This window comes from Streptomyces sp. NPDC058664 (assembly GCF_042716635.1).
In the GTDB taxonomy this organism is placed as follows: domain Bacteria; phylum Actinomycetota; class Actinomycetes; order Streptomycetales; family Streptomycetaceae; genus Streptomyces.
Map to the genome: position 1 here is coordinate 114,078 of NZ_JBHXRW010000003.1, position 21,378 is coordinate 135,455.

A 21,378-nucleotide genomic window follows, 5' to 3' on the forward strand; every position below is an offset into this window, starting at 1 on the left:
GTCACGGCTGTGTGATGCGCCTGTGGCCTGCCTGTGAGTACGCGCGGGGGGCCTCGTCGGCGGGCGCCTGTGCGTACGTGCGGGGCACCTCGTCGGCGGGCAGCCGGACGGTGAAGACGGTCCGGCCGGGGGCGCTCGTGACGGCCACCTCGCCGCCGTGGGCGAGGACGACCGCGCGCACGATGGCGAGCCCGAGGCCGGTGGATCCGGCGTGCCGGGAGCGGGAGGCGTCGCCGCGCGCGAACCGCTCGAAGACGAAGGGCAGCAGCTCGGACGGGATGCCGGGCCCGTCGTCCTCGATGTCGACGAGCGCCGCGCCGTGCTCCGTACGGACGCGGGCGGTGACCTTCGTGCCGGGCGGGGTGTGGGTACGGGCGTTGGCGAGGAGGTTGACGAGCACCTGCTGGAGCCGGGCGCCGTCGGCCCGTAGGACCGCCTGCTCCGAGGGGAGTTCGAGGCGCCAGTGGTGCTCGGGTCCGGCGGCGCGGGCGTCGCCGACCGCGTCCACGACGAGGGGCACGAGGTCGGTGGTCCCGTACGACAGCGGGCGTCCGGCGTCCAGCCGGGCCAGCAGCAGCAGGTCCTCCACCAGACCCGTCATCCGGGTCGCCTCGGACTCGATCCGGCCGAGCGCGTGCCGGGTGTCGGGCCCGCACTCCTCCCGGCCGCGCCGGGTCAGCTCCGCGTACCCCCGGATCGAGGCCAGCGGGGTGCGCAGTTCGTGGCTGGCGTCCGCGACGAACTGCCGGACCCGGGTCTCGCTCTGCTGCCGGGCGTCGAGCGCCGAGTGGACGTGGTCGAGCATCCGGTTGAGTGCCGCGCCGACCTGGCCGACCTCGGTGCGCGGATCGGCCTGCGCCTCCGGGACCCGCTGGTGGAGCGCCACCTCGCCGCTGTGCAGCGGCAGCTTGGCGACCTGGCCGGCGATGGCGGCGACCCGGCGCAGCGGCCGCAGGGCCACCCCGACGAGCACGGTCCCGGCGAGCGAGGCCGCGACGAGCCCGGCGCCGGTGACGCTCAGCTCGACGAGGACGAGGGTGGAGAGGGCGTCCTCGACCTCGGCGAGCGGAATGCCAGTGAGGAACTTCCCTTTGCTGCCCTCCGCGTACTCGACCCGGTACGCGCCGAGTCCGCCGGGCAGATCGACGGTGTGCGGCTCCCCGTCACGCGGAACGGCGGCGAGCGCGGCCCGCTGAGCCGCGTCGAGTTCGGTCCGGACGTTCCGCCCGTACAGACCGCCGTTCTCGGTCTCGGCCTCGGCCGAGTATCCGGCCGACGTCATTTCACCGTCCACCAGGACCGCGCCGAGGGTGCCGGTCGGGACGGGCCCCTCGACGAACCAGAGCAGGTCCTGGCCCAGGCCCGGGTCAGGGCCGAGGCCCATGGGAACCGGCGGGCCCACGGCCCGGTTGGAGACCGTACGGACCTGTTCGTCGGCCCGGTCGTACAGGTACGAGCGGAACGCGATCGTCGTGACCGTGCCGATGACGGCCGCGACGACCGCGATCAGCGCGACCGCCGCGACGACGAGCCGGGTCCGCAGCGACCACGGCCGCCGCCATGCGCGCCGGAACACGGACCGCTACTCCCCGGGCTTGATGAGGTACCCGGCCCCGCGCCGGGTGTGGATCATCGGGGCGCGCCCCGCGTCGATCTTCCGCCGGAGGTACGAGATGTAGAGCTCGACCACGTTGGCCTGGCCGCCGAAGTCGTACGACCAGACCCGGTCGAGAATCTGGGCCTTGCTGAGCACCCGGCGCGGATTGCGCATGAGGTAGCGCAGCAGCTCGAACTCGGTCGCCGTGAGGTGGATCGACTCCCCGCCCCGGGTGACCTCGTGGCTGTCCTCGTCGAGGGTCAGGTCCCCGACGACGAGCAGCGACTCACTGCGCGCCTGCGCCGCCCCGGACCTGCGGATGAGACCGCGCAGCCGGGCGACGACCTCCTCCAGGCTGAAGGGCTTGGTGACGTAGTCGTCGCCGCCGGCGGTGAGTCCGGCGATCCGGTCCTCGACGGCGTCCTTCGCCGTCAGGAAGAGCACCGGAACGTCGGGGAGCTCACGCCGGACCGAGCCCAGCAGGCTGAGCCCGTCGGCGTCGGGGAGCATCATGTCGAGGATCACGGCATCGGGCCGGAACTCGCGTACGGCGCGCAGGGCGGCGGCGCCGTCGCCCGCGCTCCGCACCTGCCAGCCCTCGTACCGCAGGGCCATGGAGAGGAGTTCGGCGAGCGAGGCCTCGTCGTCGACGACGAGGACACGGACGGCGGTGCCGTCGGCACGGAGCATGTCGGCGCGGGTGCCGGGGCGGCGTGTGGTGACGGTCATGGCATCCACGCTCGCGGCCACCGCTGAAAGCTCTCTTTCCCTTTCCTGTGAATTCCCTGAGAAAGGGCCTCGGCGATCCCTGGCCGGTTTCACGTGAAACTGCGGGCCAGGGCACTCACGGTTTCACGTGAAACAACGCGGCCCCGTTCTCGTAGAGGACCCGTCGCAGCCAGTCGTCCCCGAGTCCGAGCCGTTCGAGGGCGTGGAGCTGGTGCGCGTACGGATACGGGATGTTCGGGAAGTCCGAACCGAGGAGGATCCGGTCGCCCAGGTCGACGAGCCGCTTGAGCTCCACCTCGGGAAAGGGCGCGAGCCGCTCGCTGAAGTCGGTGAAGGACATGGTGGTGTCGAGGTGGACACCCTCGTACCGCTGGGCGAGGTCGAGGAAGTCGCTGTACTCGGGCATCCCCATGTGCGCGACGATCACCCGCAGCCGGGGGTGACGGGCGAGCAGCCGCCTCATGGGCCCGGGGCCGGTGAACCTGCCCGGGGCGGGCCCGGAGCCGCAGTGCACGACGACGGGGGTGCCGCTGTCGGCGAGGGCTCCCCAGACACCGTCCAGCTGGATGTCGGTCGGATCGAAGCCGCCGACCTGGAGGTGCACCTTGAAGACGCGGGCCCCGGCGCCGAGCGCCTCGTGGACGTACCGGACGGCTTCCGGCTCGGGGAAGAAGGTCGCCGTGTGGAGACAGTCGGGGGTACGGGCGGCGAAGTCGACGGCCCAGGAGTTCAGCCAGGCGGCCATGCCGGGCTTGTGCGGGTAGAGCATCGCGGTGAAGGCGACCGCCCCGAAGCCGCGCAGGAGGGCGAGCCGGCGTTCCTCCTCCTCGCGGTAGGTGATGGGCCACTCCAGGCCGGTCAGGGGGCCGACGGCGTCGAAGTAGGCCCAGACCTTGTCGAGGACGTTCTGCGGCATGAAGTGCGTGTGCACGTCGACGAGCCCGGGAATCCCGAGGCGCGCGAGCAGCGCGGCGATGTCCGTCGTGGTGTCGGCCGGGGTGTCCACTGCGGTGTCCGTTGGGGTGTCACTCCCGCTCATAGCTGTAGCTCCGTTCGACCTTGCCGATGTGGACGCTGTAGCTCTCGTACCAGTGCTCCCGTCCGTACGCCTTCGCGGCCTGGTGCTCCGTGTCGAGGCGCCAGGCGTCGAGGGACTCCAGGTCACGGAAGTAGGCGACGGTGATGCCGATGCCGCCGGGGGTGCGGGCGCTCTCGTAGCCGAGGAAGCCGGGGATCTCCTTGACGATCTCCTGCATGCGGGAGGAGGTCTCGGCGTATCCCTCGGGCGCCTCGGGGCGTACGGATGTGAACAGGGCCGTGTAGTAGGGCGGTTCGATGCCCGCCACCAGCTTCGGGGTCATGTGATCACCCTCGCTGGGGCCGGGCCGGGCTGTCCACGGCCGCAGGGGAAAGGGATCCAAGACTTTACGAAGGGCTCGCCGGCCTTCAGAAGAGCTCCCCCTGGGTGCTCTCGGGCTCTGCCGCCGTCACCGGCGTCACGGGCACCGAGAACTCCGCCTCCGCCCCGGCTCCTGTCCCGGTTCCTGTCCCGGCTCCCTGGAGCACCCACCCGCCCATCAGCCGGGTGTCGAGGGCGAGACAGCGCCCGCCGGGGTCGAGCAGGTGCAGATCGGGTCCGGCGGCGGCGAGCAGCCGCCCGCTGACGGCACCCCCGTCGACCAGTTCGGTGACGGTGCCGGCGAGCGGCGGGAGCCCGTCGAGGCCGAAGGCTTCGACGTGGTCGCGCGGGGCGAACTCCAGCGGCTTCAGGGTCTCCGTCCAGCCGCCGACCGCCCGAGCGCGCCGGTGCAGCTCCTCGACCTCCCCGGCCCGGACCGGGGCCGGCGGCAGGGCGTGCCGGGCGGCCCGCTTCCGCTCGTACGCCACCCGGTCGGGGATCCCCAGCGTCTGCCGCAGCACCTCCTCGGTCCGCCGGGCGGCCATCAGCGGACCCCGCCCGAGCCAGCTGAACGTGACGGCGCCCTGTTCGAGGAGCCGGGCCGCGCCCCGGGCTTCGGCGGTGATGCCCACCTTGGCCATGCCGGGCCCGAACCAGGCGAGGTACACGCGGTACGGCTGCGGATCGTCCAGGAAGGTGTCGGCGGCGACCGAGTGGGCCCGGTCGAGCCGCGCGCACTCCGCGCACCGCCCGCCGGTGACCCGGCCGGGCACGACGGCCTCCAGCGGGCAGGGGTTGCCCCGGGCGCCGGGGCACCGCCGCGTCCCCACGGCCCGGAAGGCGAGCCCCTGCCCGTACGAGAGGGGGCTGACCTTCCCGCCCTGCCACCGCAGCCCGGGTGTCCCGCCGTTCCAGGTGATCCCCCGGCACCGCCACTCCACGCCGCTCCTCCTCCGCACCCGCTCCTCGGGCGCTTCCGGTGCGAGCCGCCTCCACGCGAGCTCCCCCGCCACCGTCCAGTCTCCGCCACATCCGCTCCCGCCCCCGGGACGGTGCCTCCGGGGGCGCCACCGGACCGGCGGGTGCCTCACGGCAGGACGTAGATCCGCGCCCCGTCCGCGTCCGGGCCGCCGACCTCCCGTATGCAGCCGCGCTCGATGAGGAGGCGTACGCAGTCCCGGACGCGCTCGCAGGACAGACCCGTGCGCCGGGTGACGTCCTGGGTCCGGTAGCGGACCCCGCCCCGGATCAGGGCGGGCGCGAGGAAGTCGGCGACCGTCCGCGCGTCCCCGGTGATGGCCCAGGACTCGACGAGCGCCTGCGGGGTGAGCGCGACGGCGGCGCCGGTGCGCTGGCGGGGCACGGAAAGCCGCTCAAGGGAGTCGGCGACCCTTGAGAGGCTCCGCCGGGTCTCGCGGAGCAGCTCCGCGTACTCGGTGTGCTCGGCGTACGCGGGGGCCCGCTCGTCGAACCGCCCCTCAAGCCGTACGAGGACGTCGACGAGCTCCGGCGGGAGGACGAACCCGGCGTGCACGGGGGAGGGTTCGAGGCCGTATCCGCCGTACCGCTGGACCGCCGCCACGACCTCCGCCACCCACGCCCGGAAGGGCCCGGCCTCCGGTCTCCGGCACGCGCCGACGAGCTGGACGAGCCCCTGGAGGCTCACCATCCGCGTCGACGCCCTGATCCCGTTCCGGCCGGGGAACTCCTCGCCTCCGGCGAGCTCCCGCGCGGACGCCAGGCACGCGTCGGGCAGCTCCACCGTCCGCAGGACCTGCCGGGTCCCCGCGTATCCCAGCCGTCTCGCCACGTCCACCACCGGGAACCAGTGGGTCCCGTCGGGGGCGGTCAGCCGCCGCAGGGGCGTACCGGTGGCGGCGTGCACCAAGTCATCGATGTCGATCGCGTCCATCGATCATCACCTCCGCCACGCAAGTTAGGCCGAAGGCATATTCAACTGACATGCAAATCAGACAGGTTCACCCAAAAGGGGAGGGGTTCTCAGGATTTCCCCGAGACCCCCTCCCCCGCGCGTGCGTCCTGCGCGTACGCCTACTTCGCGACGAACTGCGTCAGGATCGCCTGCACCTCGTAGATGTCGACGCCCTTGGTGAAGGTCTTCTGCACGGGCAGCTGGCTGCCCGAGATCCAGATCTTCAGTTCGGCGTCCAGATCGAAGGTGCCGGCGGTCTCGACGGCGAAGTGCGTGATGCTCCGGTACGGGATCGAGTGGTACTCGACCTTCTTGCCGGTGATCCCCTGCTTGTCGACCAGCACGAGCCGCCGGTCGGTGAAGAAGATCGTGTCGCGGATCAGCAGGTACGCGGCGTGCACCTGCTCCCCCTGGCCGAGCAGCCGCGCGAAGTCCTGCTGCGCCTGCGCCGGATCGATCGCGTGCGCGTTCCCGAAGAGTGCCATGCCCCAACCCCCACGTTCGAAGTGAAAGAACGATCATCCGACTCCGAGGCTCGTCAAGGCAAGGCGCCCGTCCGACACATGACGCACCGACGGAACAACTCCGGCCGCGTGCCCGCCGGTCGGGCTGCGACCGGTCGGCGGCGGCCGTCAGACGCCGCCCGGTCAGCCGCCCGCCCGGTCAGCCGCCGACGGGTCAGGCGCCGACCGGCCCGGCGGCGAGGACGGGAGCTAGGATCCTGAGCATGGCCCTGACCGTGAACGACGTGGACCTGTTCACCGCCTCCAGGCCTCGCCTGGAGGCCATCGCCTACCGCCTCCTCGGTTCCGCGAGCGAGGCGGAGGACGCCGTGCAGGAGACGTTCCTGCGCTGGCAGGCCGCCGACGTGGACCGCATCGAGGTCCCCGAGGCCTGGCTGACGAAGGTCCTCACCAATCTGTGCCTCAACCAGCTCACCTCCGCCCGCGCGCGGCGCGAGAGCTACGTGGGCCAGTGGCTCCCCGAGCCGCTGCTCGCCGGCGACCCGATGCTCGGCCCCGCCGAGACCGCCGAGCAGCGCGAATCGGTCTCGTACGCGGTGCTCACCCTGCTCGAACGCCTCTCTCCCAACGAGCGGGCGGTGTACGTCCTGCGGGAGGCCTTCGGCTACCCGCACCGGGAGATCGCCGAGATCCTCGACCTCACGGAGGCGGCCAGCCAGCAGATCTTCCACCGCGCCAAGAAGCACGTCGCGGACGGGAGGTCCCGCACCGAGATCGACGAGGCGGCGGCCCGGCGGATCGTCGAGGAGTTCCTCGCGGCGGCCACCAGCGGGCAGACCGACGCACTCGTACGGATGCTCACCGCGGACGCCGTCTCGATCGGCGACGGCGGCGGGAAGGTCCCGGCCCGCGCCAAGGCGTTCGAGGGCGCCGTCGCGGTCGCCAAGTTCATGCGGGGCCTGTTCCGGCCCGGTCCGGCGAAGCGGGCCCTCGTCGGCGGCTCGGCCGAGATCCACACCACCACCGCCAACGGCGCCCCCGCCGTGGTGGCCGTCGTCGACGGCCGGGTGGTCGGCGTCATGTGCCCGGAGATCGACGCCGAGGGCATCGTCGCCTTCCGCAACCAGGTCAACCCCGACAAACTCGTCCGCGCGACCCGCCAGTGGGCTGCCACCGACCACGGAAAGCCCCTGTTCACGGCCTTCTGATCGCGATGTGACCTGCTTCACACCGGACTCCTGTCAGGAATCCTCGGGCTACCCGGTTCAGGTGGCGAACCCGCGGAAGACAGGAGCACGGACATGCAGCACCGCATCATCGTTCTCGGAGCCGGATACGCCGGAACCATCGCCGCCGGGCGCCTCGCCAAGCGGCTGCGCCGCGAGGACGTCGCCATCACCCTGGTCAACGCCGAACCGGACTTCGTCGAGCGCGTCCGGATGCACCAGCTGGCGGTCGGCCAGGACCTCGCGCCCCGGCCCCTCGGCGAGATGTTCGCGGGCACCGGCGTCGAACTGAAGATCGCGAAGGTCACCGGCGTCGACGTGGACCGCAAGACCGTCACCGTCACCACCACGGGGGGCGAGCAGGCGGAGGAACTCACCTACGACACCCTCGTGTACGCCCTCGGCAGCGGCTGGAACAGCCAGGGCGTCCCCGGCACCGCCGAACACGCCCATGAGATCGCCGGCCGCCCCGGAGCGCTCCGGCTGCGCGACCGCCTGGCGCGGCTGGGCGCCGGACAGCACGTGGTCGTGGTCGGCGGCGGTCTCACCGGCGTGGAGGCCGTCACCGAGATCGCCGAGGCCCGCCCTGACCTCGACGTCTCCCTCGCCGTCCGCGGGGACCTCGGCGACTGGCTCTCCCCCAAGGGCCGCCGGCATCTGCGGAAGGTCGTCGACGGGCTCGGGATCACCGTGCACGAGCGGGCCGCCGTCACCGGTGTGTCGGCCGACCGGGTCATGACCGCCGACGGCACGTCCCTGCCGGCCGAGGCCACCGTGTGGACCACCGGCTTCGCGGTCCACCCGATCGCGCGGTCCACCGCCCTGGAGGTCACCGACACCGGCCAGATCGTGGTCGACGGGACCATGCGCTCGGTCTCGCACCCCGACGTGTACGCCGCAGGTGACGCCGCCATGGCCATGGGCCCCGGCGACAAGCCGCTGCGGATGTGCTGCGCCACGGGCAGCCCCATGGCCTGGCAGGCGGCCGACGCCATCGCGGCCCGCCTGACCGGTGGCAAGATCCCGACGGTGCCGCTCCGCTACTTCAACCAGTGCATCTCGCTCGGCCGCAAGGACGGCCTGATCCAGTACGTCACCGCCGACGACCGCGCCGTCCGATCGGCCCTGACGGGCCGGCTCGCCGCCACCTACAAGGAACTGGTCTGCAAGGGCGCGGCCTGGAGCGTCGGCAAGCCCACCCTCGGCCTCCCGACCCGCCGCCGCCCCGTCCTGCGCGACCGGCCCCGAACGGACGCCCCCGCCCAGGTCCCGGCCTGACGCGGGAGGCCCCGCCACCCTCGCCCGGGGCCTCTCGCCCATGGACGCCCGGAGGAATTCGAACGCGCGGCCTTCCGATCCGTAGGATCGGGCGGCACGCGTCGGGCGCTCGGGCACGGTGGGCGGCACGACGTCGAACAGCACAGGGATGCGGACATCGGCGGCCCGGAAACATCCGGAGGTGTCCTGCCGACGGGAGAAGACATGACGATGCCGGTCACCAAAGCTCAACAGGACCAGCAGGGCCGGCAGGGCCGACGGCCCGGTTCCGGACAGAAACGGGAACGCGGCGCCGGGTCGCGGATCCTGCTGCTCGCGGCGACCGCACTCGTCGCCGGAGCCGCGGGAGTGGCCGGCACCTTGCTCCACCAGAGGACCACCGCCCCGGACACGTCCGCGGTCGACGCCCAGGCCGCCGGGATCGCCGAGGACCTGCGTGGAGATCTGAACGCGGGCTTCTACTCGGGGGGTCAGCCCTACGGGGGCCAGTTCACCGAGGGCACGCTCGTCGCCCAGGTCGAGGCCCGCGGCGGAGTACTGCTGAGCGCCGACACCGAGCGGAACCAGGCCGCCGGAAACGTCCACACGGCAGAGGTGATGCTGGGGTTGGTGCCACCGGGCACGGAGGCCGTCGCCGCGGACGCCTATCCGGTCCGCTGCTACCGCTACACGTTCGGCATCGGTACGCACAGCGTGAAACAGTCCGGCACGACGTGTCCGGCTTCGCGGACCGACGGCAGGCCCGGCAGCCTCACGGCGCAGATGGGCGTGCTGCTCTCGCAGCGGCCCACCGGCGCGTTCGCCCACCGGCCGATGGCGACCACGGGATACGCGCACACCCCGCGGGGCGCCGTGGATTTCCTGAAGGGCAAACGTCTGGTCGCCACCGGGGACACGGTGAGCGTGGTCTCCGGCAAGGCCGGCAGCGGTGGCGTGTACGTCCTCGCCCTGCGCGTCAACGGCGCCTGCCACTACCTGCGGATGGACCCCTCGCCCACCGCGTCACGCCTGATACCGCTGTGGGCCGCCCCGGCCGACGAACAGGAGACGTGCGGCGTCCAGCAGGCCGTGGCCGCCTCCGCCCTCCACGGAGTCGACCCGGCGAAACAGGGATGACCACCACCGGCCGACGGCGACCGGGCACGGTCGCCGCACGTCGCCGCTGTACGCCCCGACAACGCGAGAGGCCCGGACTCTCGTCCGGGCCTCTCGTCTGTGTGCACTCGGCAGGATTCGAACCTGCAACCTTCTGATCCGTAGTGATCTGAACGGCGTCCACAGCGTCCATACGGTGCGGAGAAAGGCCGTAGAAAGCAGGTCAGCGGCCTACGGCGCATCCCGATTCACACGGCCTGTGAGACGTCGGTGAGACGGATGCACATGACGAAGGCCCCGCCGGATGCCCGGCGGGGCCTTCTGTGCGTGCGGCGCAGGTTCCCTCATCTGCCCGCCGCCTCAGTCGACCGAACTCTCTTCGACCCAGCTCCGGCCCGGGGCGTGCCAGTCGACGGCGTACTCCGTGGGCTCGCCGTCCTGGTCGAGGTATCGGTTGGTGACCTTCAGGGCGGGGGTGCCGGCCTCGACACCGAGCTGCGTGGCGATGCCCTCGGGGACGGTTCCGACGGAGTGCGTCGCGCGCTGCCGGGTCGCCTTCCTGCCGGTCTGGTCCTCGATGTAGCCCATCGACATCTTGGGCAGCTTCTCCGGCTGTGTGAAGGCGGGCAGGCGCTCGGCCAGGGCAGCGGTGACCCACGTGGTGGAGACGACCGAGACGCCGGCCGCGTCAAGGTAGCGGCGTCGGCGCAGGACGACTTCCTCGCCCGCCTCGATGCCGAGGGCGTCGGCTACCTCCTGGGCGGCCAGCTCGGTGCGGGCCTCGACGAACTCGACCGTCTCACCGTCGAGGAGGCCCGAGCCACCGCGGCGAACCATGCCGATCCGGCTGGACCCCTGTGTTAGCGGGGATCGCTCACGAACGACCGTGAACCTCCCGGGGGAGGTGTCCGCCCACCCCTCGTCGCGCAGGGTGCCGAGCACGCGCGCTGCCGTAGCGCTGCTGATGCCCTTCTGCTCGACGATCTCGCGGGCCGAGGGAATGCGATCCCCTGGGCGGAGTTCTCCACGCTCGATGCGCTCGATGATCTCGTTCGCGACCTGCCTGTATGCGGGCAGACGCCGAGGGTCCCCAACCATCCAAACTCTCCCGTCTTAAGGGTCTTAGTGATTTCCCTTGACTCACCAAGTGTCTTAAGACATCGTAGTCCCGTGCCCACCGGAAAGACAGGTCGGTACAAGTCAGACATGACTAAGGCCCCGACGGGGGTGTCTCGGTGCGTCAACACCGAGCCCGTCAGGGCCGCGCATCAGGTGACTTGGAGGAAACCGATGCAGGAGAACTCTACCCTCAGGAGCCCGTTGGGCTCCCCCCTCAAGGTGAAGGACGTGGCCGTCGCCCTCGGCGTCGACGCCTCCACCGTCTACGTGGCCGTGCGGACCGGCCTTCTCGGCTCGTTCCGGGTCGGCGCCGGCCGCGGCACCATCCGGATCCCTCGCTCCGCCCTCAAGTCCTACGCCGCCGAGCGTGGCATCCCCGCCGAGACGCTGGGGGTGGAGCTGTGAGCGCGCTCCCCGCCTTCCTGCCGTCCGCGTTCCGGCCGGCGAAGCTGCAGGCCGTTCCGTCCCAGCCCACGGCCGCCGACCGCAGCAGTTCCCCGGTCAGCCTGACCAAGCCGTCCACCGTCGAGGCCGAGCTGCTGGCCCTGCTCGACGAGTACGGCATCGAGCTGCAGCGCATGGGGCACCGCCGGGAGCCCGACTACATCGCCACCGCCACCAACTTCCTCGGCGACCACGCCCTGTACCTGGGGCCGGACGCGGACCTGTCCGAAGCCCTGCAGGCCGTCCGTACCTTCATCACGAACCACAACGTTCCGCCGGTGGGGCAGAACCCCGGGCACTCCGCCAACCGGGCCCGCATCCGTCTGGTCCCGGCCAAGGTCGGGCCCCGCGGCCGCGTTCAGACCGTGCACGCCGAATGCCCGTGGTGGTGCACCGTCGATCACAGCAAGCGGATCGGATCGCTCGACGACCTGATGCACGCCTCGTACCAGTGCGCGGCCGAACTGGAGACGCTGGACGGCGACATGCCGGAGCTGACCGCCACCCTGAGCGCCGACCCGGCGTCGGCCGACGCGGATCGGCGGGCCGCGCACATCGAGCTCGGCGGTATCGCTGGCTCGGCAGTCCTCACGCCCGACCTGGCGGACGAGGCGGCCGACGAGCTGATCACCCTCGCCGCCCGACTCCGCGAGCAGGCGGCCATCGCCCGCCGCTTCAACCAGGGCGGGGGCCAGCGATGAGCGCCTGCAGCCCCTTGTACGACCCCGAACGTGACCCTGCGTCTCTCGTCCAGCCCGTCGACTCCGCGATCCAGAGGGCCCGCGAAGTCCTCGAGGAGTACGCCAGCGCGAACATCCACGACCACAACGAGATGATCCGAGCGGCCATCTCCCTCGAGATGCGCCTCCGCGGCCTTGTTGCCGCCCTCGACGCCGAGCAGGTGCAGCGATGAGCGACCGTGACCCGCTCGAGGGCATCAGCCCCGACCGCCTCGCCTGGCACCAGGGCGCGCTGGACCGGGACCCGGCCGTGTGCGCCGACGAGCAGCCCGGACAGCCCGGCTTCCCCTGCCTGCGCCCGAAGTTCTTCCACGAGGTCCACGAGGACGTCCTCGGCCGCACGTGGCCGTTCGCGTTCGAGGGGCGTCTCGCGGTGGCGCACCGGGCGCCGGTGGTCGACGGCATGGTGACGGTGAAGACCGGCGACCACGGGGCCGTGACGCTGCCGGAGCCGACCTGGTGCACCGGGCACAAGGCGGCGGAGCCGTACCGGGAGGACATCGAGCACCAGGGCGCCGAGCTGGCCGCGACGATCCCCACGCTGTGCCACGGTCCGGCGGACGTGCTGGCCGTACAGCTGGTCCAGCGGCCGTTCTCCCCGTCGGAGCCGCGGGTGCACGCGGTGCTGAACATGTCGGAGGACATGCACGCCCTGAACTCGGCCGGCCTTGACGTGGCGGCGGGAATCCTCGTCGAGCACGCCGCGCAGCTGCGGCACCTGGCCCGCAAGCTTGCTGCGCTGGAGGTGCCCCGATGACCTCCAAGTGGCCTATCCCCCGGCCGACCGAGGCCGCCGCCATCCGCGCGACGGACCTCGGGTCCCGGCCCGTCCCACCGATCCAGGTGGTCCTCGCCGATCTCCTCACCGCCAACCATCTGGGCGACAGGCACGGCGTCAATCTCTGCGCGCACCGTGCTGCGCGCGTGGCCCTTGGAAAGGTGGGCGAGCAGTGAGCATCGACCGTGCGGCCGAGCGTCGCGCCGACCAGGCCGCAGCCGCCGAGCAGCGCCGCATCGACCGTGCCGCTGCCGACCAGCGCCGTGCCGAGCGGGAGCGGACCGCCGACGAGCGCGCCGCCCGACTCCGCGAGCAGCAGCGGGCCGAGCAGCAGCAGGTGACCGAGCAGCAGCGCATCGAGAAGGAGCGCCGGCGCACCGAGCGGGCCGCCCGCCGGAGCGTAGCGCTCACCGCGGGGAACGTGTACCGCAAGGGGACGCTCGCCCTGGTCGCCGCGTCCGCGCTCGGCTCCCTGCCCGCGCAGGTCCTCCACTTCGTCCATATCAGCCCGATGCTGCTCCCCCTCCCGCTCGCCATTGAGGGCGCCGCCTGGGTGATGGCTGCCGGAGTTGCGTTCGCCGACGAGCGGCAGCTGCCCGGATGGGTGCGGTGGCTGCTCCGGGGACTGGTCGCCGTCGCCGCCGGGTTCGCCGCGTTCATCAACTACGGGTACGGCCGCGGCCTCGAGGCCGCGGGCCTTTCCCCGGCCGACGCGCAGACTGCCGGTATCGGACTCGCCGCCGTGACCCTGCTCGGCCCCCTGCTTTTCGAGGTCCGCCAGTGGGTGAGCACCCTGTCCGCGACGGCCGGGGGTGGGGAGCAGCGGGAACAGCGCCGTCACGCTCGCCGCCGCCGCCGCGACCACCGCACCGTCGCCAAGTTGGCCGACCGCCTCTTGTCCGCCGCGCCGCTCGGCAGCCTCACCACCGAGGATGCGTGGGCGCGCGCGTGGGGGATCGTCCACGGCACCGAGGAACCCGGCATGACGCCGAAGCTGCACCGGTACGCGGTGAAGTCCGCGACGGCGCTCGCCGCCGCCCGCCGCCCTGGCGCCGACGACATCCGGGAGCGTATCTCCGCAGGGTTCCGCGACGTCGACTGGGTGCTGCCGACCGACGCCACTGTGGTGCCGATCCGGCGCGGATCGGCGCAGGTGGACGCCCAAATGCCCCCCGCCCCCGGTAAGACCCGCACGGCCCCCGTCAAGCGCCCGTCTCCGCCGCGACGGCGCAAGGGCGACACCCCCCGCTACAGCGCCGCTGCCCGCGTCGCCGCCGCCGAGACCGCCCGCCGGTCCGTCGTCACCGCGAAGACTGAAGGAGCCCTGTGATGGCCGAACGCCTGCCCGCTCTCCAGACCGTGACCCAGCTTCCGGATGGCACGTGGGCCTACGTCGAGCAGGCGCCGGCTGTTCCGGCCGCGCAGACCGCGCCGCAGGTTGTCCACATCCATCAGGCGCCGCCGGACCGCACCGTACAGCGGATCGCGCTCGGCTCCGGCATCGGCGCCGGCACCGTCGCGGCGGGGGTTTACTTCGGCCCGCTGCTCGTCGGCGCGCTCACCGCGATCGCCGCGAACCTCGCCCTGCTGGCGTTCCTCGCCGCTGTCATGGCCTGGGGCGTCGTGAGCGTCGTGAAGTCGGTCGGCGGCACGGACGGCAAGGCCGCCGCCAACACCCTGGCCAAGGCCCGCAAGCGCCGCAGCTGACCGGCTGCCCGCGGCCCCTGTCTCGCACAGGGGCCAAGGGGAGCCGGGACAGTCCCGGCCGGAGAGGACAGCCATGGAGAGCCAGATCCCGCAGCAGGGCACCCACCACTGGGTGCTGACGCTCGACCTCCCCAACTCGGTGAGGGTCACCGACTTCGGCACCTACACCCCGCTGCCCAACACCACCCGGCACGACGCCTTCACGGTCATCCGGGAGAGCTTCATCGAGCAGCACCCGCAGCTGGCCCGCGCCAGCGTCCTGTTCTTCTCGCTCGAGCCCAACGACCTCTAACCGCCCCTTTCCCAGGAGGAATCCCATGGCCAAGAACACCGAGTACGACCCGAACTACCCCCCACTTACCGCCGGCGAGCACGCCCGGATCGCGTGGAACGTGGTCCGCATGGCAAAGCGGGGAATCGCCGGCGAGACCGTCTACCAGGGCGACTTGGAGGCCAAAGTCGACCGGATCATCGACGGCGCCCGTAAGCGGGCCGAGAAGAGCAAGTAGCTACGCCCCGGGGCGGCCGCAATCCGCCAAGACAACCGGCCGCCCCGGGTCCCCTGACCGCTCTCAGAGCAGCAAGGAGTACCCATCATGACCGAGATCGTCGACCGGCCCGTCAACGGGCACCCGGTCCCCACCGTCGCGAACCTGCTGAAACCGCAGTACACCGTGACCGCCGAGCAGCCGACCGAAGCGCCGGCCGTCGCGGACCCCGAGACCACCGAGGCCGACGTCGTTGAGGCCGTCGACCGCGAGGACAACCCGCTCGCCGACTGGCTGACCGTCCCCGACATTCCCGTGCTGCCCGTGTGGGCCCGCACCCCCGCCCTGCTCAAGGCCAACACGGTCGCGCTCGGCCGCCTGTGCTGGTGGCACACCCGTTTCCACGGCATCCGGGTGCCGAAGTACGCGGTGAAGACAGTGTGGCTGGCCGCCCGCGGGTTCTACCGGGCAGCCATGGGTCTGTGGCCGACCCTGTCCGCGCAGGACCACACGGCGGCCGTCGAAGCGCTCAAGGCGCAGAGCAAGGCCAAGCCGGAGGATGTCGACCTGGCCGTGCGGCTGCAGGCCGCGCACGCCGCCCGTACCCAGACCCGGCGCTGGCGGTTCGGCGCGGCCGCCGTCGGCGTCGCCACCGCCGCCCTGGGCATCTACCTGGCCCCTCCGCTGCTGCAGACCGGCATCACCGGGGCCATCGCCGCCCCGCTGGCCTACCTCGGCCGCGGTGAGAACGTCCAGCTGCTCGACCACGCCGCGCCGCCGATCCGCGTCGACATGTCCGCGCAGCAGCTCAACGACGCGTTGCGCGCCTCTGGCCTCCTGAAAAGCGGCAAGGGCGACGACGAAGGACCGAAGGTCACTTGCGTCATGGGCCCCGTCCGTGACGGCCGCGGCTGGGCGGTGGTCTTCGACCTGCCGAAGGGCGGTGGAAAGACTGCTGCCGACGTCCTGGCGAAGCGGACCACCATCGCCGCCGAGCTCGGCGTAGATGAGATCCAGGTCGTCATGTCCCGCGTCCGGGCCGCGCAGGGAGGCAACGCGTCCCGGGTGTCGATGTGGGTCGCCGACGATGACCCGTACCTGGCCGACCCGGTGCCCTCCCCGCTGGCGAAGATGGAGCGGTTCTCCATCTGGGACCCGATCCCGTTCGGGCACGACGCGCGCGGCAACCGGATCGCCGTGCCGGTCGTGTGGCAGTCGATGTTCTTCGGCGGGCTCCCGCGCCGGGGCAAGACGTTCACGCAGCGGCTCATGACCGCGGCCGGCCTGCTCGACCCCTACGTGCGGCACTACGTCGCCGACTTCAAGGGCGGGCAGGACTGGATGCAGATGCGGCAGGTCGCCCACCGGCTCGTCCTCGGTGCCGAGGATGACGCCATCGAGGCGTTCAAGGCCATGCTCGATGAGCTGCTGCGGGAGATGGAGCGCCGGTTCGCGATCCTGCGGGAGCTGCCGACGTCCATCTGCCCGGAGGGGAAGCTGACCCCGGAGATCGTGACCCGCTACAACATGCCGTTCATCTTCTTCACGGTCGATGAGCTGCAGGAATGCTTCATCGCCGTGTCCGAGGAGAAGGAGCGCAAGGCCATCATCGACGACATGGCGCGCATCGCCCGCCGCGGGCCGGCCGCCGGGTTCGTCTCCAACTACGCCTCCCAGCGCCCCGACGCGGAGTCGGTGCCGACGAAGCTGCGGGAGATCATCACCATCCGGGCGTGCACGCAGGTCACCGACCAGACGTCCTCCGACATGGTGCTCGGCAAGGGCAAGGCCGCCATGGGCGCCGACGCGTCCGTGCTGTCCGAGGACCACAAGGGTGTCGTCGTTCTCGTCACCGGCCCGGCGTCATTCGCCACCGTCAAGAACGACTTGCTGACCACCGCCGAGTTCAACGCACTGTGCGCCAAGGGCCGGGCCCTGCGCAAGGAAGCCGGACAGCTCACCGGCGACGCGGCCGGCGACGTCGTCACCGAGGCCGCCGAGCACGGGCACCGCATCCCGGCCGTCCTCTCCGACGTCATGGAGGCCATGCGGCACGCCCCGCGCATGTTCACCCGTGACCTGCTGCAGCGGCTCGTCGCCATCGACGAGGACACCTACGGCGACTGGGACGCCGAGAAGCTCGCCAAGGAACTGGAGCTGGCCGGCGTGAAGCGCTCCAGCAAGCAGGTGAAGATCAACGGCGAGAACGGGGCCGGCTACCAGCGGCGCGATATTGAAGGCGCCGTCCCCTTCACCGAGCAGCCGGGGTAGAGGGGGAGTCCCCCTACCCGCCCCCGTTCCGCACCCCCCGCTACGGCTCCTTCGCCACTTCGCCGGAGGGCCCGAAAGTAGCGGGGGCCCTTTACCCCGGTAGAGAGGGGGGTAAAGGGCCCTGACCTGCAAGGTAGTGCGGGTAAAGGGGGGCGTCCGGGCGGTCGGGGAGGCCGCGCAGAGGGTGCTCGCGCCGTCCTCGCGTGAACCTACTCGGCGTTCTTCGCCGCCCGTTCGACGGCCTGCAGTTCACGCTCAAGCTCGTCCTTTCGTGTGCGGGTGGACTGCAGTTGCTGGCTCACAGACGCGTAGGTGGCCATCAACTGCACTTCCCTCTGGTAGCTCTCGTCGATCTGCCTACGAAGGTCGGCGGCCCGCTGCTGAAGCTCGTCAGCCGAACCGCTCGTCGGGGACGGATTCAGCAGAGGGTCCAGCTGCAGGTTCAGCAGCTGCGCGAGCGCCGCAACCTCGTCGAACGGCACCGGCCGCTTGCCGGTCTCCGTCCTCGTGACGGCGAGCGGGTTGACCTCCTTGCCCATCAGGGCACCGAGGCGCTTGGCCAGGTCTGCCTGCGTCCACTGCCGGTTCTCTCGCGCCGAACGAACTAGCGCTCCGAATGACTGCCCAACGTCTTCAAACTTCATGAGATGAAGGTAGCGACTTCCCCTCACGACTTCAACAGTGGTAACTTCCAATCATCGTCACGTGAAGGCGACACCTTCACCTGAAGAAGGAAGATCATGGACTCTCTCGCTTCCAAGATCGACAAGTACCTGACAACCGAGGAAGTGGCCAGGCGCTACCGCGTCGCGCCCGGCACCGTCCGCTACTGGCGCCACATCGGCTACATCCCCGAGGGCGTCAAGCGTGGGCGGAAGTGGCTGTACGACCCCGACCTGCTGGACCAGTGGGACACGCCGCAGAACGAGAGCGAGCGTGCCGCGTGAAGAAGCTCGTTCAGCCCACGCTCGCCGACGTCCGTAAGTGGCCGGCCACCGTCAGCGTCCCGCAGGCCGCCGCTGCAATCGGCTGCAGCAAGAGCCACCTTTACGAACTGGTCAGGCGCGGCGCGGCACCGGTCAAGACCATCCCGCTCGGCGCCCGGCACGTCGTCATCACCGCCGACCTCGTCCGGCTGCTGTCTGGAGAGCCGAGCGCCACGAGGAGTGAGGCAGCGGCATGACCCAGAACGCAAAGAAGCCCCGGATGCGACCCGGGGCCCCTCAGGAAGTCCTCTTTGCTGCTAGCGACGAGAACAAGCCCAGCGTAGCGCGGCCCCTCGTCCTCGTCACCCGAGGACGCGTCGAGTTCCTGGCCCACTGTCCGCACTGCGGCGACTGGCACCGACACGTTCACCTCGGCAAGGTCACCGGCCCCTGCGGCACCGTCTACCGCCTCGAGCCGAGGGCTCAGATCAGGAGGGCGGCATGAGCGACGACCGCCACGTCCTCGACCTGCTGCAGGAAGCCCTCGGCCCTGAACACGCCGAGGAATCCATCACCCACCACGGCCACAAGGCGCTGAGCCACCTCATCACCGCGCTCTGCTGGCGCGACAACAACCCCAACCGCGCCGAGTACATCGCCGCCCTCGGCGACCTGCACCGCGATGACGACGAACCCGTCCTCGCCGCCATCATCACCGCCGCATCGTGGCTGAAGGGGGACGAATGAACCGCTGGGACAACGCCCTCGACAACGCCCTCCAGGCCGCGGCCCGTGGTTTCGCCGTCTTCCCCCTGTCACGCAACAAGGTGCCCGCCATCCCCTCACCCCACGACAAGGGGCACCGCTGCACCGGCCTCACCCAGTGCGGCAGCTTCGGGCACGGCGTCGGTGACGCCAGCAACGACCCCGACACCATCCGCGCCGGATTCGACCAGGCCCCGCACGCCGCCGGATACGGCATCGCGTGCGGCGCCGGAACCCTGCCGCTCATCGGCCTCGACCTCGACCGCAAGAACGGCGTCGACGGCTGTGCCACCCTCAACCAGCTGGCCGACCGGCACGGGTTCACCATCCCCCGCACCGTGACCGTATGTACCCCCTCCGGCGGCTTCCACCTCTGGTTCACCGGACCCGCTGGCGCCCACATCTCCAACAGCGTCGGACGTGTCGGTCCCGGCATCGACGTGCGCGGCACCCGCGGCTACCTCGTCGGCCCCGGCAGCCGTGGCAAGACCGGCGAGTACACCATCCACCCCGGCATCACCGACCCGACCGTTCACCCCATCCCCGGGCAGCTACTCCGGCTGCTCGCACCGCCGAAGACCGAACCCCGCCCCGCCGCCCGCCCCTCGCCGAACTCCAGCCAGAACGGCCGCGTCCTCGACGGCCTGGTGCGCGTCGTCACCACCTCGGCCGAAGGCAGCCGGAACGACCGCTTGTTCTGGGCCGCAGCAAAGGCGTGGGCTCACGTAAGGGACGGACATCTCGCGGCCAGCGACGTCGAGCCTGCCCTGGTTTCGGCGGCCGTCGGCACGGGACTGGGCGAGAACGAAGCGCGGCGCACGGTCGCCTCAGCACAGAAGGGAGCGGGAGCGTGACCGAACCCGCCATCACGCCGGCCCCGGCACCGAAGCTGCGGGTCGTCCCCCTGCCCCGCAACTCCCACCGCGGGCACCTGCGCATGGCCGAGCGGTTCGTCGAGGACCACGCAGACAGCCTGCGACACGTCCACGGCATCGGCTGGCACCACTGGGACGGCGCCCGCTGGAAGGCCGACGAGGAGCGCGTCGACATCGAGGCCGCCATCGCGACCACCAAGAAGGCCCTCGCCGACGTCCTCAACATGCCCAGCACCAAGGAACGCGACGAGCTGTACGCCGACGTCCGGAAGTCCGAGAGCGCGTCCGGCATCGACGGGATGCTCAAGCTGGCATCCGCGCTCAAGCCGATCTCCGTCGCCTCCCGGGCACTGGACGCCGACCCGTACCTGTTCAACACGCCGGCCGGAACCGTCGACCTCCGCGAAGGCACCATCGGCGAGAACGACCGGGCCGACCTCATCACCAAGGTGGCCGGCGGACCGATCGGCGAGGAGCTGAACGCCGAGTGGGAGAAGTTCCTCGAGCGGATCCTGCCCGACCCCGACGTTCGCGACTTCGTCCGACGGCTCTTCGGCTACGCCATGCTCGGCAAGCAGACCGAGCACGTCATGCCGATCTTCACCGGCACCGGCGCCAACGGTAAGGGCACCATCCGCGACGCGGTAATGCACGCCTACGGGGACTACGCCATCGAGGTCGACCCCTCCTTGCTCATGGAGTCCAAGCACGAAAAGCACGGGGCGTTCAAGATGCGCCTACGGGGCGCCCGACTGGCCTTCTGCTCGGAGACCGAGAAGGGCCGCAAGTTCGCCGAGGCCACCATGAAGCGGCTCGTCGGTGGCGACCCCATCGAGGCGAACTACATGCACAAGAACCCCATCACGTTCGACCCGTCCCACACGCTCATCATGCTGACCAACCACCTCCCGGCGGTCAGCGGCGACGACCCCGCTGTGTGGCGCCGCATCCTCGTCGTCCCCTTCGACGTGGTGATCCCGGAAAAGGAGCGCGACGGCGGACTGCCCGGACGCCTGAAGGCTGCCGCGCCGGCCATCCTCGCGTGGGCCTACGAGGGGTGGCAGGACTACCAGCAGCAGGGGCTCAACCCGCCGCCCGCCGTTCGCGCGAAGACCGAGGAGTACCGCGAGGAAAGCGACGCACTCGGCCGCTTCCTGAAGGAACGGGCCATCGAAAACCGACACGGCGTCGTCAAGGCTCGGGAGCTCTTCACCGCCTGGTCCAACTGGTGCCACGCCAACGGGCTCAAGACCGAGGAGATCGGTTCTGAGGTCTCGTTCGCGGCCTCGATGAAGACCCGCGGCTTCGACAAGAAGGACCGCAACATCGGGCGCGTCTATCTCGGCCTGATGCTCGCCGGAAGCGAGGAGGACGAAAGCCCCTGACCTGCGGAAGTGGAGGGTTGTGGAGGGTCTCCCGATTTCTCTCCATGCGCACACGTGTAGGGAGTTTCGGAAAACCCTCCACAACCCTCCACTTCCGCCCGGCAGCGGGCCTTCAAGACCCCGCCGGATCGCCCGCTGATGTCCGTCTCAGACACCAGC

28 protein-coding genes are annotated in these 21,378 nt (G+C 71.2%); 19 read left to right on the forward strand and 9 right to left on the reverse strand.

Annotation, left to right across the window (positions count from 1 at the left end):
• Position 1 precedes the first annotated feature (1 nt).
• From ACFWUY_RS03685 to ACFWUY_RS03715, 7 genes are all read right to left on the reverse strand, one after another.
• A complete protein-coding gene (locus tag ACFWUY_RS03685; RefSeq protein ID WP_384101592.1) occupies positions 2–1,576 on the reverse strand; it encodes a sensor histidine kinase in 1,575 nt (524 codons plus the stop codon).
• A 6-nt stretch (positions 1,577–1,582) separates the two neighbouring features.
• Positions 1,583–2,326, reverse strand: a complete 744-nt coding sequence (locus tag ACFWUY_RS03690; RefSeq protein ID WP_384101594.1) for a response regulator transcription factor — start codon at positions 2,324–2,326, stop codon at positions 1,583–1,585.
• Between the two features lie 115 nt (positions 2,327–2,441).
• Positions 2,442–3,365 carry an amidohydrolase family protein gene (locus ACFWUY_RS03695; protein ID WP_384101596.1) on the reverse strand — a complete coding sequence of 308 codons (924 nt, stop codon included), beginning with the start codon at positions 3,363–3,365 and terminating at the stop codon, positions 2,442–2,444.
• Entirely contained in the window at positions 3,352–3,687 is a 336-nt protein-coding gene (locus tag ACFWUY_RS03700; RefSeq protein ID WP_384101598.1) for an antibiotic biosynthesis monooxygenase family protein, read from the reverse strand. The genes ACFWUY_RS03695 and ACFWUY_RS03700 overlap by 14 nt, the downstream gene beginning before the upstream one ends.
• Positions 3,688–3,772: 85 nt before the next feature.
• On the reverse strand, positions 3,773–4,666 hold the full coding sequence (locus ACFWUY_RS03705) for a DUF2797 domain-containing protein (protein WP_384101600.1): 894 nt from the start codon (positions 4,664–4,666) through the stop codon (positions 3,773–3,775).
• Positions 4,667–4,812: 146 nt separating this feature from the next.
• Positions 4,813–5,637: a BRO family protein gene (locus tag ACFWUY_RS03710; RefSeq protein ID WP_384101602.1), complete on the reverse strand. Its 825-nt coding sequence runs from the start codon at positions 5,635–5,637 to the stop codon at positions 4,813–4,815.
• A gap of 140 nt (positions 5,638–5,777) precedes the next feature.
• The gene (locus tag ACFWUY_RS03715; RefSeq protein WP_017240499.1) at positions 5,778–6,143 is read right to left on the reverse strand and encodes a PH domain-containing protein; all 366 of its coding nucleotides are present in this window, start codon (positions 6,141–6,143) and stop codon (positions 5,778–5,780) included.
• Between the two features lie 242 nt (positions 6,144–6,385).
• On the opposite strand from ACFWUY_RS03715, the gene ACFWUY_RS03720 reads away from it, so the two are divergent.
• The 3 genes from ACFWUY_RS03720 to ACFWUY_RS03730 all read left to right on the forward strand — a co-directional run bounded on the left by ACFWUY_RS03720 (position 6,386) and on the right by ACFWUY_RS03730 (position 9,742).
• Complete coding sequence (locus ACFWUY_RS03720; protein ID WP_384101604.1) at positions 6,386–7,330, forward strand: RNA polymerase sigma-70 factor; 945 nt, start codon at positions 6,386–6,388, stop codon at positions 7,328–7,330.
• A gap of 93 nt (positions 7,331–7,423) precedes the next feature.
• Positions 7,424–8,626, forward strand: coding sequence for an NAD(P)/FAD-dependent oxidoreductase (locus ACFWUY_RS03725; protein WP_384101606.1), 1,203 nt, complete (start codon positions 7,424–7,426; stop codon positions 8,624–8,626).
• 204 nt (positions 8,627–8,830) lie between these two features.
• Entirely contained in the window at positions 8,831–9,742 is a 912-nt protein-coding gene (locus ACFWUY_RS03730) for a hypothetical protein (protein ID WP_384101608.1), read from the forward strand.
• Between the two features lie 339 nt (positions 9,743–10,081).
• Here the strand turns inward: ACFWUY_RS03730 and ACFWUY_RS03735 are convergent, their stop codons facing one another.
• Positions 10,082–10,819: a GntR family transcriptional regulator gene (locus tag ACFWUY_RS03735; RefSeq protein ID WP_384101610.1), complete on the reverse strand. Its 738-nt coding sequence runs from the start codon at positions 10,817–10,819 to the stop codon at positions 10,082–10,084.
• Positions 10,820–11,011: 192 nt separating this feature from the next.
• Between ACFWUY_RS03735 and ACFWUY_RS03740 the strand changes: the two genes are divergently transcribed.
• From ACFWUY_RS03740 to ACFWUY_RS03785, 10 genes are all read left to right on the forward strand, one after another.
• A complete protein-coding gene (locus ACFWUY_RS03740) occupies positions 11,012–11,245 on the forward strand; it encodes a helix-turn-helix domain-containing protein (RefSeq protein WP_384101612.1) in 234 nt (77 codons plus the stop codon).
• The gene (locus ACFWUY_RS03745; RefSeq protein WP_384101614.1) at positions 11,242–11,985 is read left to right on the forward strand and encodes a DUF6907 domain-containing protein; all 744 of its coding nucleotides are present in this window, start codon (positions 11,242–11,244) and stop codon (positions 11,983–11,985) included. The genes ACFWUY_RS03740 and ACFWUY_RS03745 overlap by 4 nt, the downstream gene beginning before the upstream one ends.
• Positions 11,982–12,197, forward strand: a complete 216-nt coding sequence (locus tag ACFWUY_RS03750) for a hypothetical protein (RefSeq protein WP_384101616.1) — start codon at positions 11,982–11,984, stop codon at positions 12,195–12,197. The genes ACFWUY_RS03745 and ACFWUY_RS03750 overlap by 4 nt, the downstream gene beginning before the upstream one ends.
• Entirely contained in the window at positions 12,194–12,781 is a 588-nt protein-coding gene (locus ACFWUY_RS03755) for a DUF6907 domain-containing protein (RefSeq protein ID WP_384101618.1), read from the forward strand. Before ACFWUY_RS03750 ends, ACFWUY_RS03755 begins: the two co-directional genes overlap by 4 nt.
• Positions 12,778–12,978, forward strand: coding sequence for a hypothetical protein (locus tag ACFWUY_RS03760; protein ID WP_384101620.1), 201 nt, complete (start codon positions 12,778–12,780; stop codon positions 12,976–12,978). Before ACFWUY_RS03755 ends, ACFWUY_RS03760 begins: the two co-directional genes overlap by 4 nt.
• On the forward strand, positions 12,975–14,132 hold the full coding sequence (locus ACFWUY_RS03765) for a hypothetical protein (RefSeq protein ID WP_384101622.1): 1,158 nt from the start codon (positions 12,975–12,977) through the stop codon (positions 14,130–14,132). Before ACFWUY_RS03760 ends, ACFWUY_RS03765 begins: the two co-directional genes overlap by 4 nt.
• A complete protein-coding gene (locus ACFWUY_RS03770) occupies positions 14,132–14,509 on the forward strand; it encodes a DUF6251 family protein (protein WP_384101624.1) in 378 nt (125 codons plus the stop codon). The genes ACFWUY_RS03765 and ACFWUY_RS03770 overlap by 1 nt, the downstream gene beginning before the upstream one ends.
• A 73-nt stretch (positions 14,510–14,582) precedes the next feature.
• A complete protein-coding gene (locus ACFWUY_RS03775; RefSeq protein WP_384101626.1) occupies positions 14,583–14,801 on the forward strand; it encodes a hypothetical protein in 219 nt (72 codons plus the stop codon).
• 25 nt (positions 14,802–14,826) lie between these two features.
• On the forward strand, positions 14,827–15,018 hold the full coding sequence (locus tag ACFWUY_RS03780) for a DUF6257 family protein (protein ID WP_384101628.1): 192 nt from the start codon (positions 14,827–14,829) through the stop codon (positions 15,016–15,018).
• Between the two features lie 87 nt (positions 15,019–15,105).
• Positions 15,106–17,268: a cell division protein FtsK gene (locus ACFWUY_RS03785; protein ID WP_384101630.1), complete on the forward strand. Its 2,163-nt coding sequence runs from the start codon at positions 15,106–15,108 to the stop codon at positions 17,266–17,268.
• Positions 17,269–17,477: 209 nt separating this feature from the next.
• Here ACFWUY_RS03785 and ACFWUY_RS03790 read toward each other — a convergent pair whose 3' ends face one another.
• Positions 17,478–17,912, reverse strand: a complete 435-nt coding sequence (locus ACFWUY_RS03790; RefSeq protein WP_384101632.1) for a helix-turn-helix domain-containing protein — start codon at positions 17,910–17,912, stop codon at positions 17,478–17,480.
• 96 nt (positions 17,913–18,008) lie between these two features.
• Between ACFWUY_RS03790 and ACFWUY_RS03795 the strand changes: the two genes are divergently transcribed.
• From ACFWUY_RS03795 to ACFWUY_RS03820, 6 genes are read left to right on the forward strand one after another with little or no spacing between them, the layout of a single operon-like run.
• A complete protein-coding gene (locus ACFWUY_RS03795) occupies positions 18,009–18,215 on the forward strand; it encodes a helix-turn-helix domain-containing protein (protein ID WP_384101634.1) in 207 nt (68 codons plus the stop codon).
• Positions 18,212–18,451 (forward strand): helix-turn-helix transcriptional regulator, encoded by a 240-nt coding sequence (locus tag ACFWUY_RS03800; protein WP_384101636.1) that lies wholly within the window; start codon positions 18,212–18,214, stop codon positions 18,449–18,451. The genes ACFWUY_RS03795 and ACFWUY_RS03800 overlap by 4 nt, the downstream gene beginning before the upstream one ends.
• Positions 18,448–18,699, forward strand: coding sequence for a hypothetical protein (locus tag ACFWUY_RS03805; RefSeq protein WP_384101638.1), 252 nt, complete (start codon positions 18,448–18,450; stop codon positions 18,697–18,699). Before ACFWUY_RS03800 ends, ACFWUY_RS03805 begins: the two co-directional genes overlap by 4 nt.
• Positions 18,696–18,941 carry a hypothetical protein gene (locus ACFWUY_RS03810; protein WP_384101640.1) on the forward strand — a complete coding sequence of 82 codons (246 nt, stop codon included), beginning with the start codon at positions 18,696–18,698 and terminating at the stop codon, positions 18,939–18,941. The genes ACFWUY_RS03805 and ACFWUY_RS03810 overlap by 4 nt, the downstream gene beginning before the upstream one ends.
• Entirely contained in the window at positions 18,938–19,813 is an 876-nt protein-coding gene (locus ACFWUY_RS03815; RefSeq protein WP_384101642.1) for a bifunctional DNA primase/polymerase, read from the forward strand. Before ACFWUY_RS03810 ends, ACFWUY_RS03815 begins: the two co-directional genes overlap by 4 nt.
• The gene (locus tag ACFWUY_RS03820; protein ID WP_384101644.1) at positions 19,810–21,219 is read left to right on the forward strand and encodes a phage/plasmid primase, P4 family; all 1,410 of its coding nucleotides are present in this window, start codon (positions 19,810–19,812) and stop codon (positions 21,217–21,219) included. Before ACFWUY_RS03815 ends, ACFWUY_RS03820 begins: the two co-directional genes overlap by 4 nt.
• Positions 21,220–21,378 lie beyond the last annotated feature (159 nt).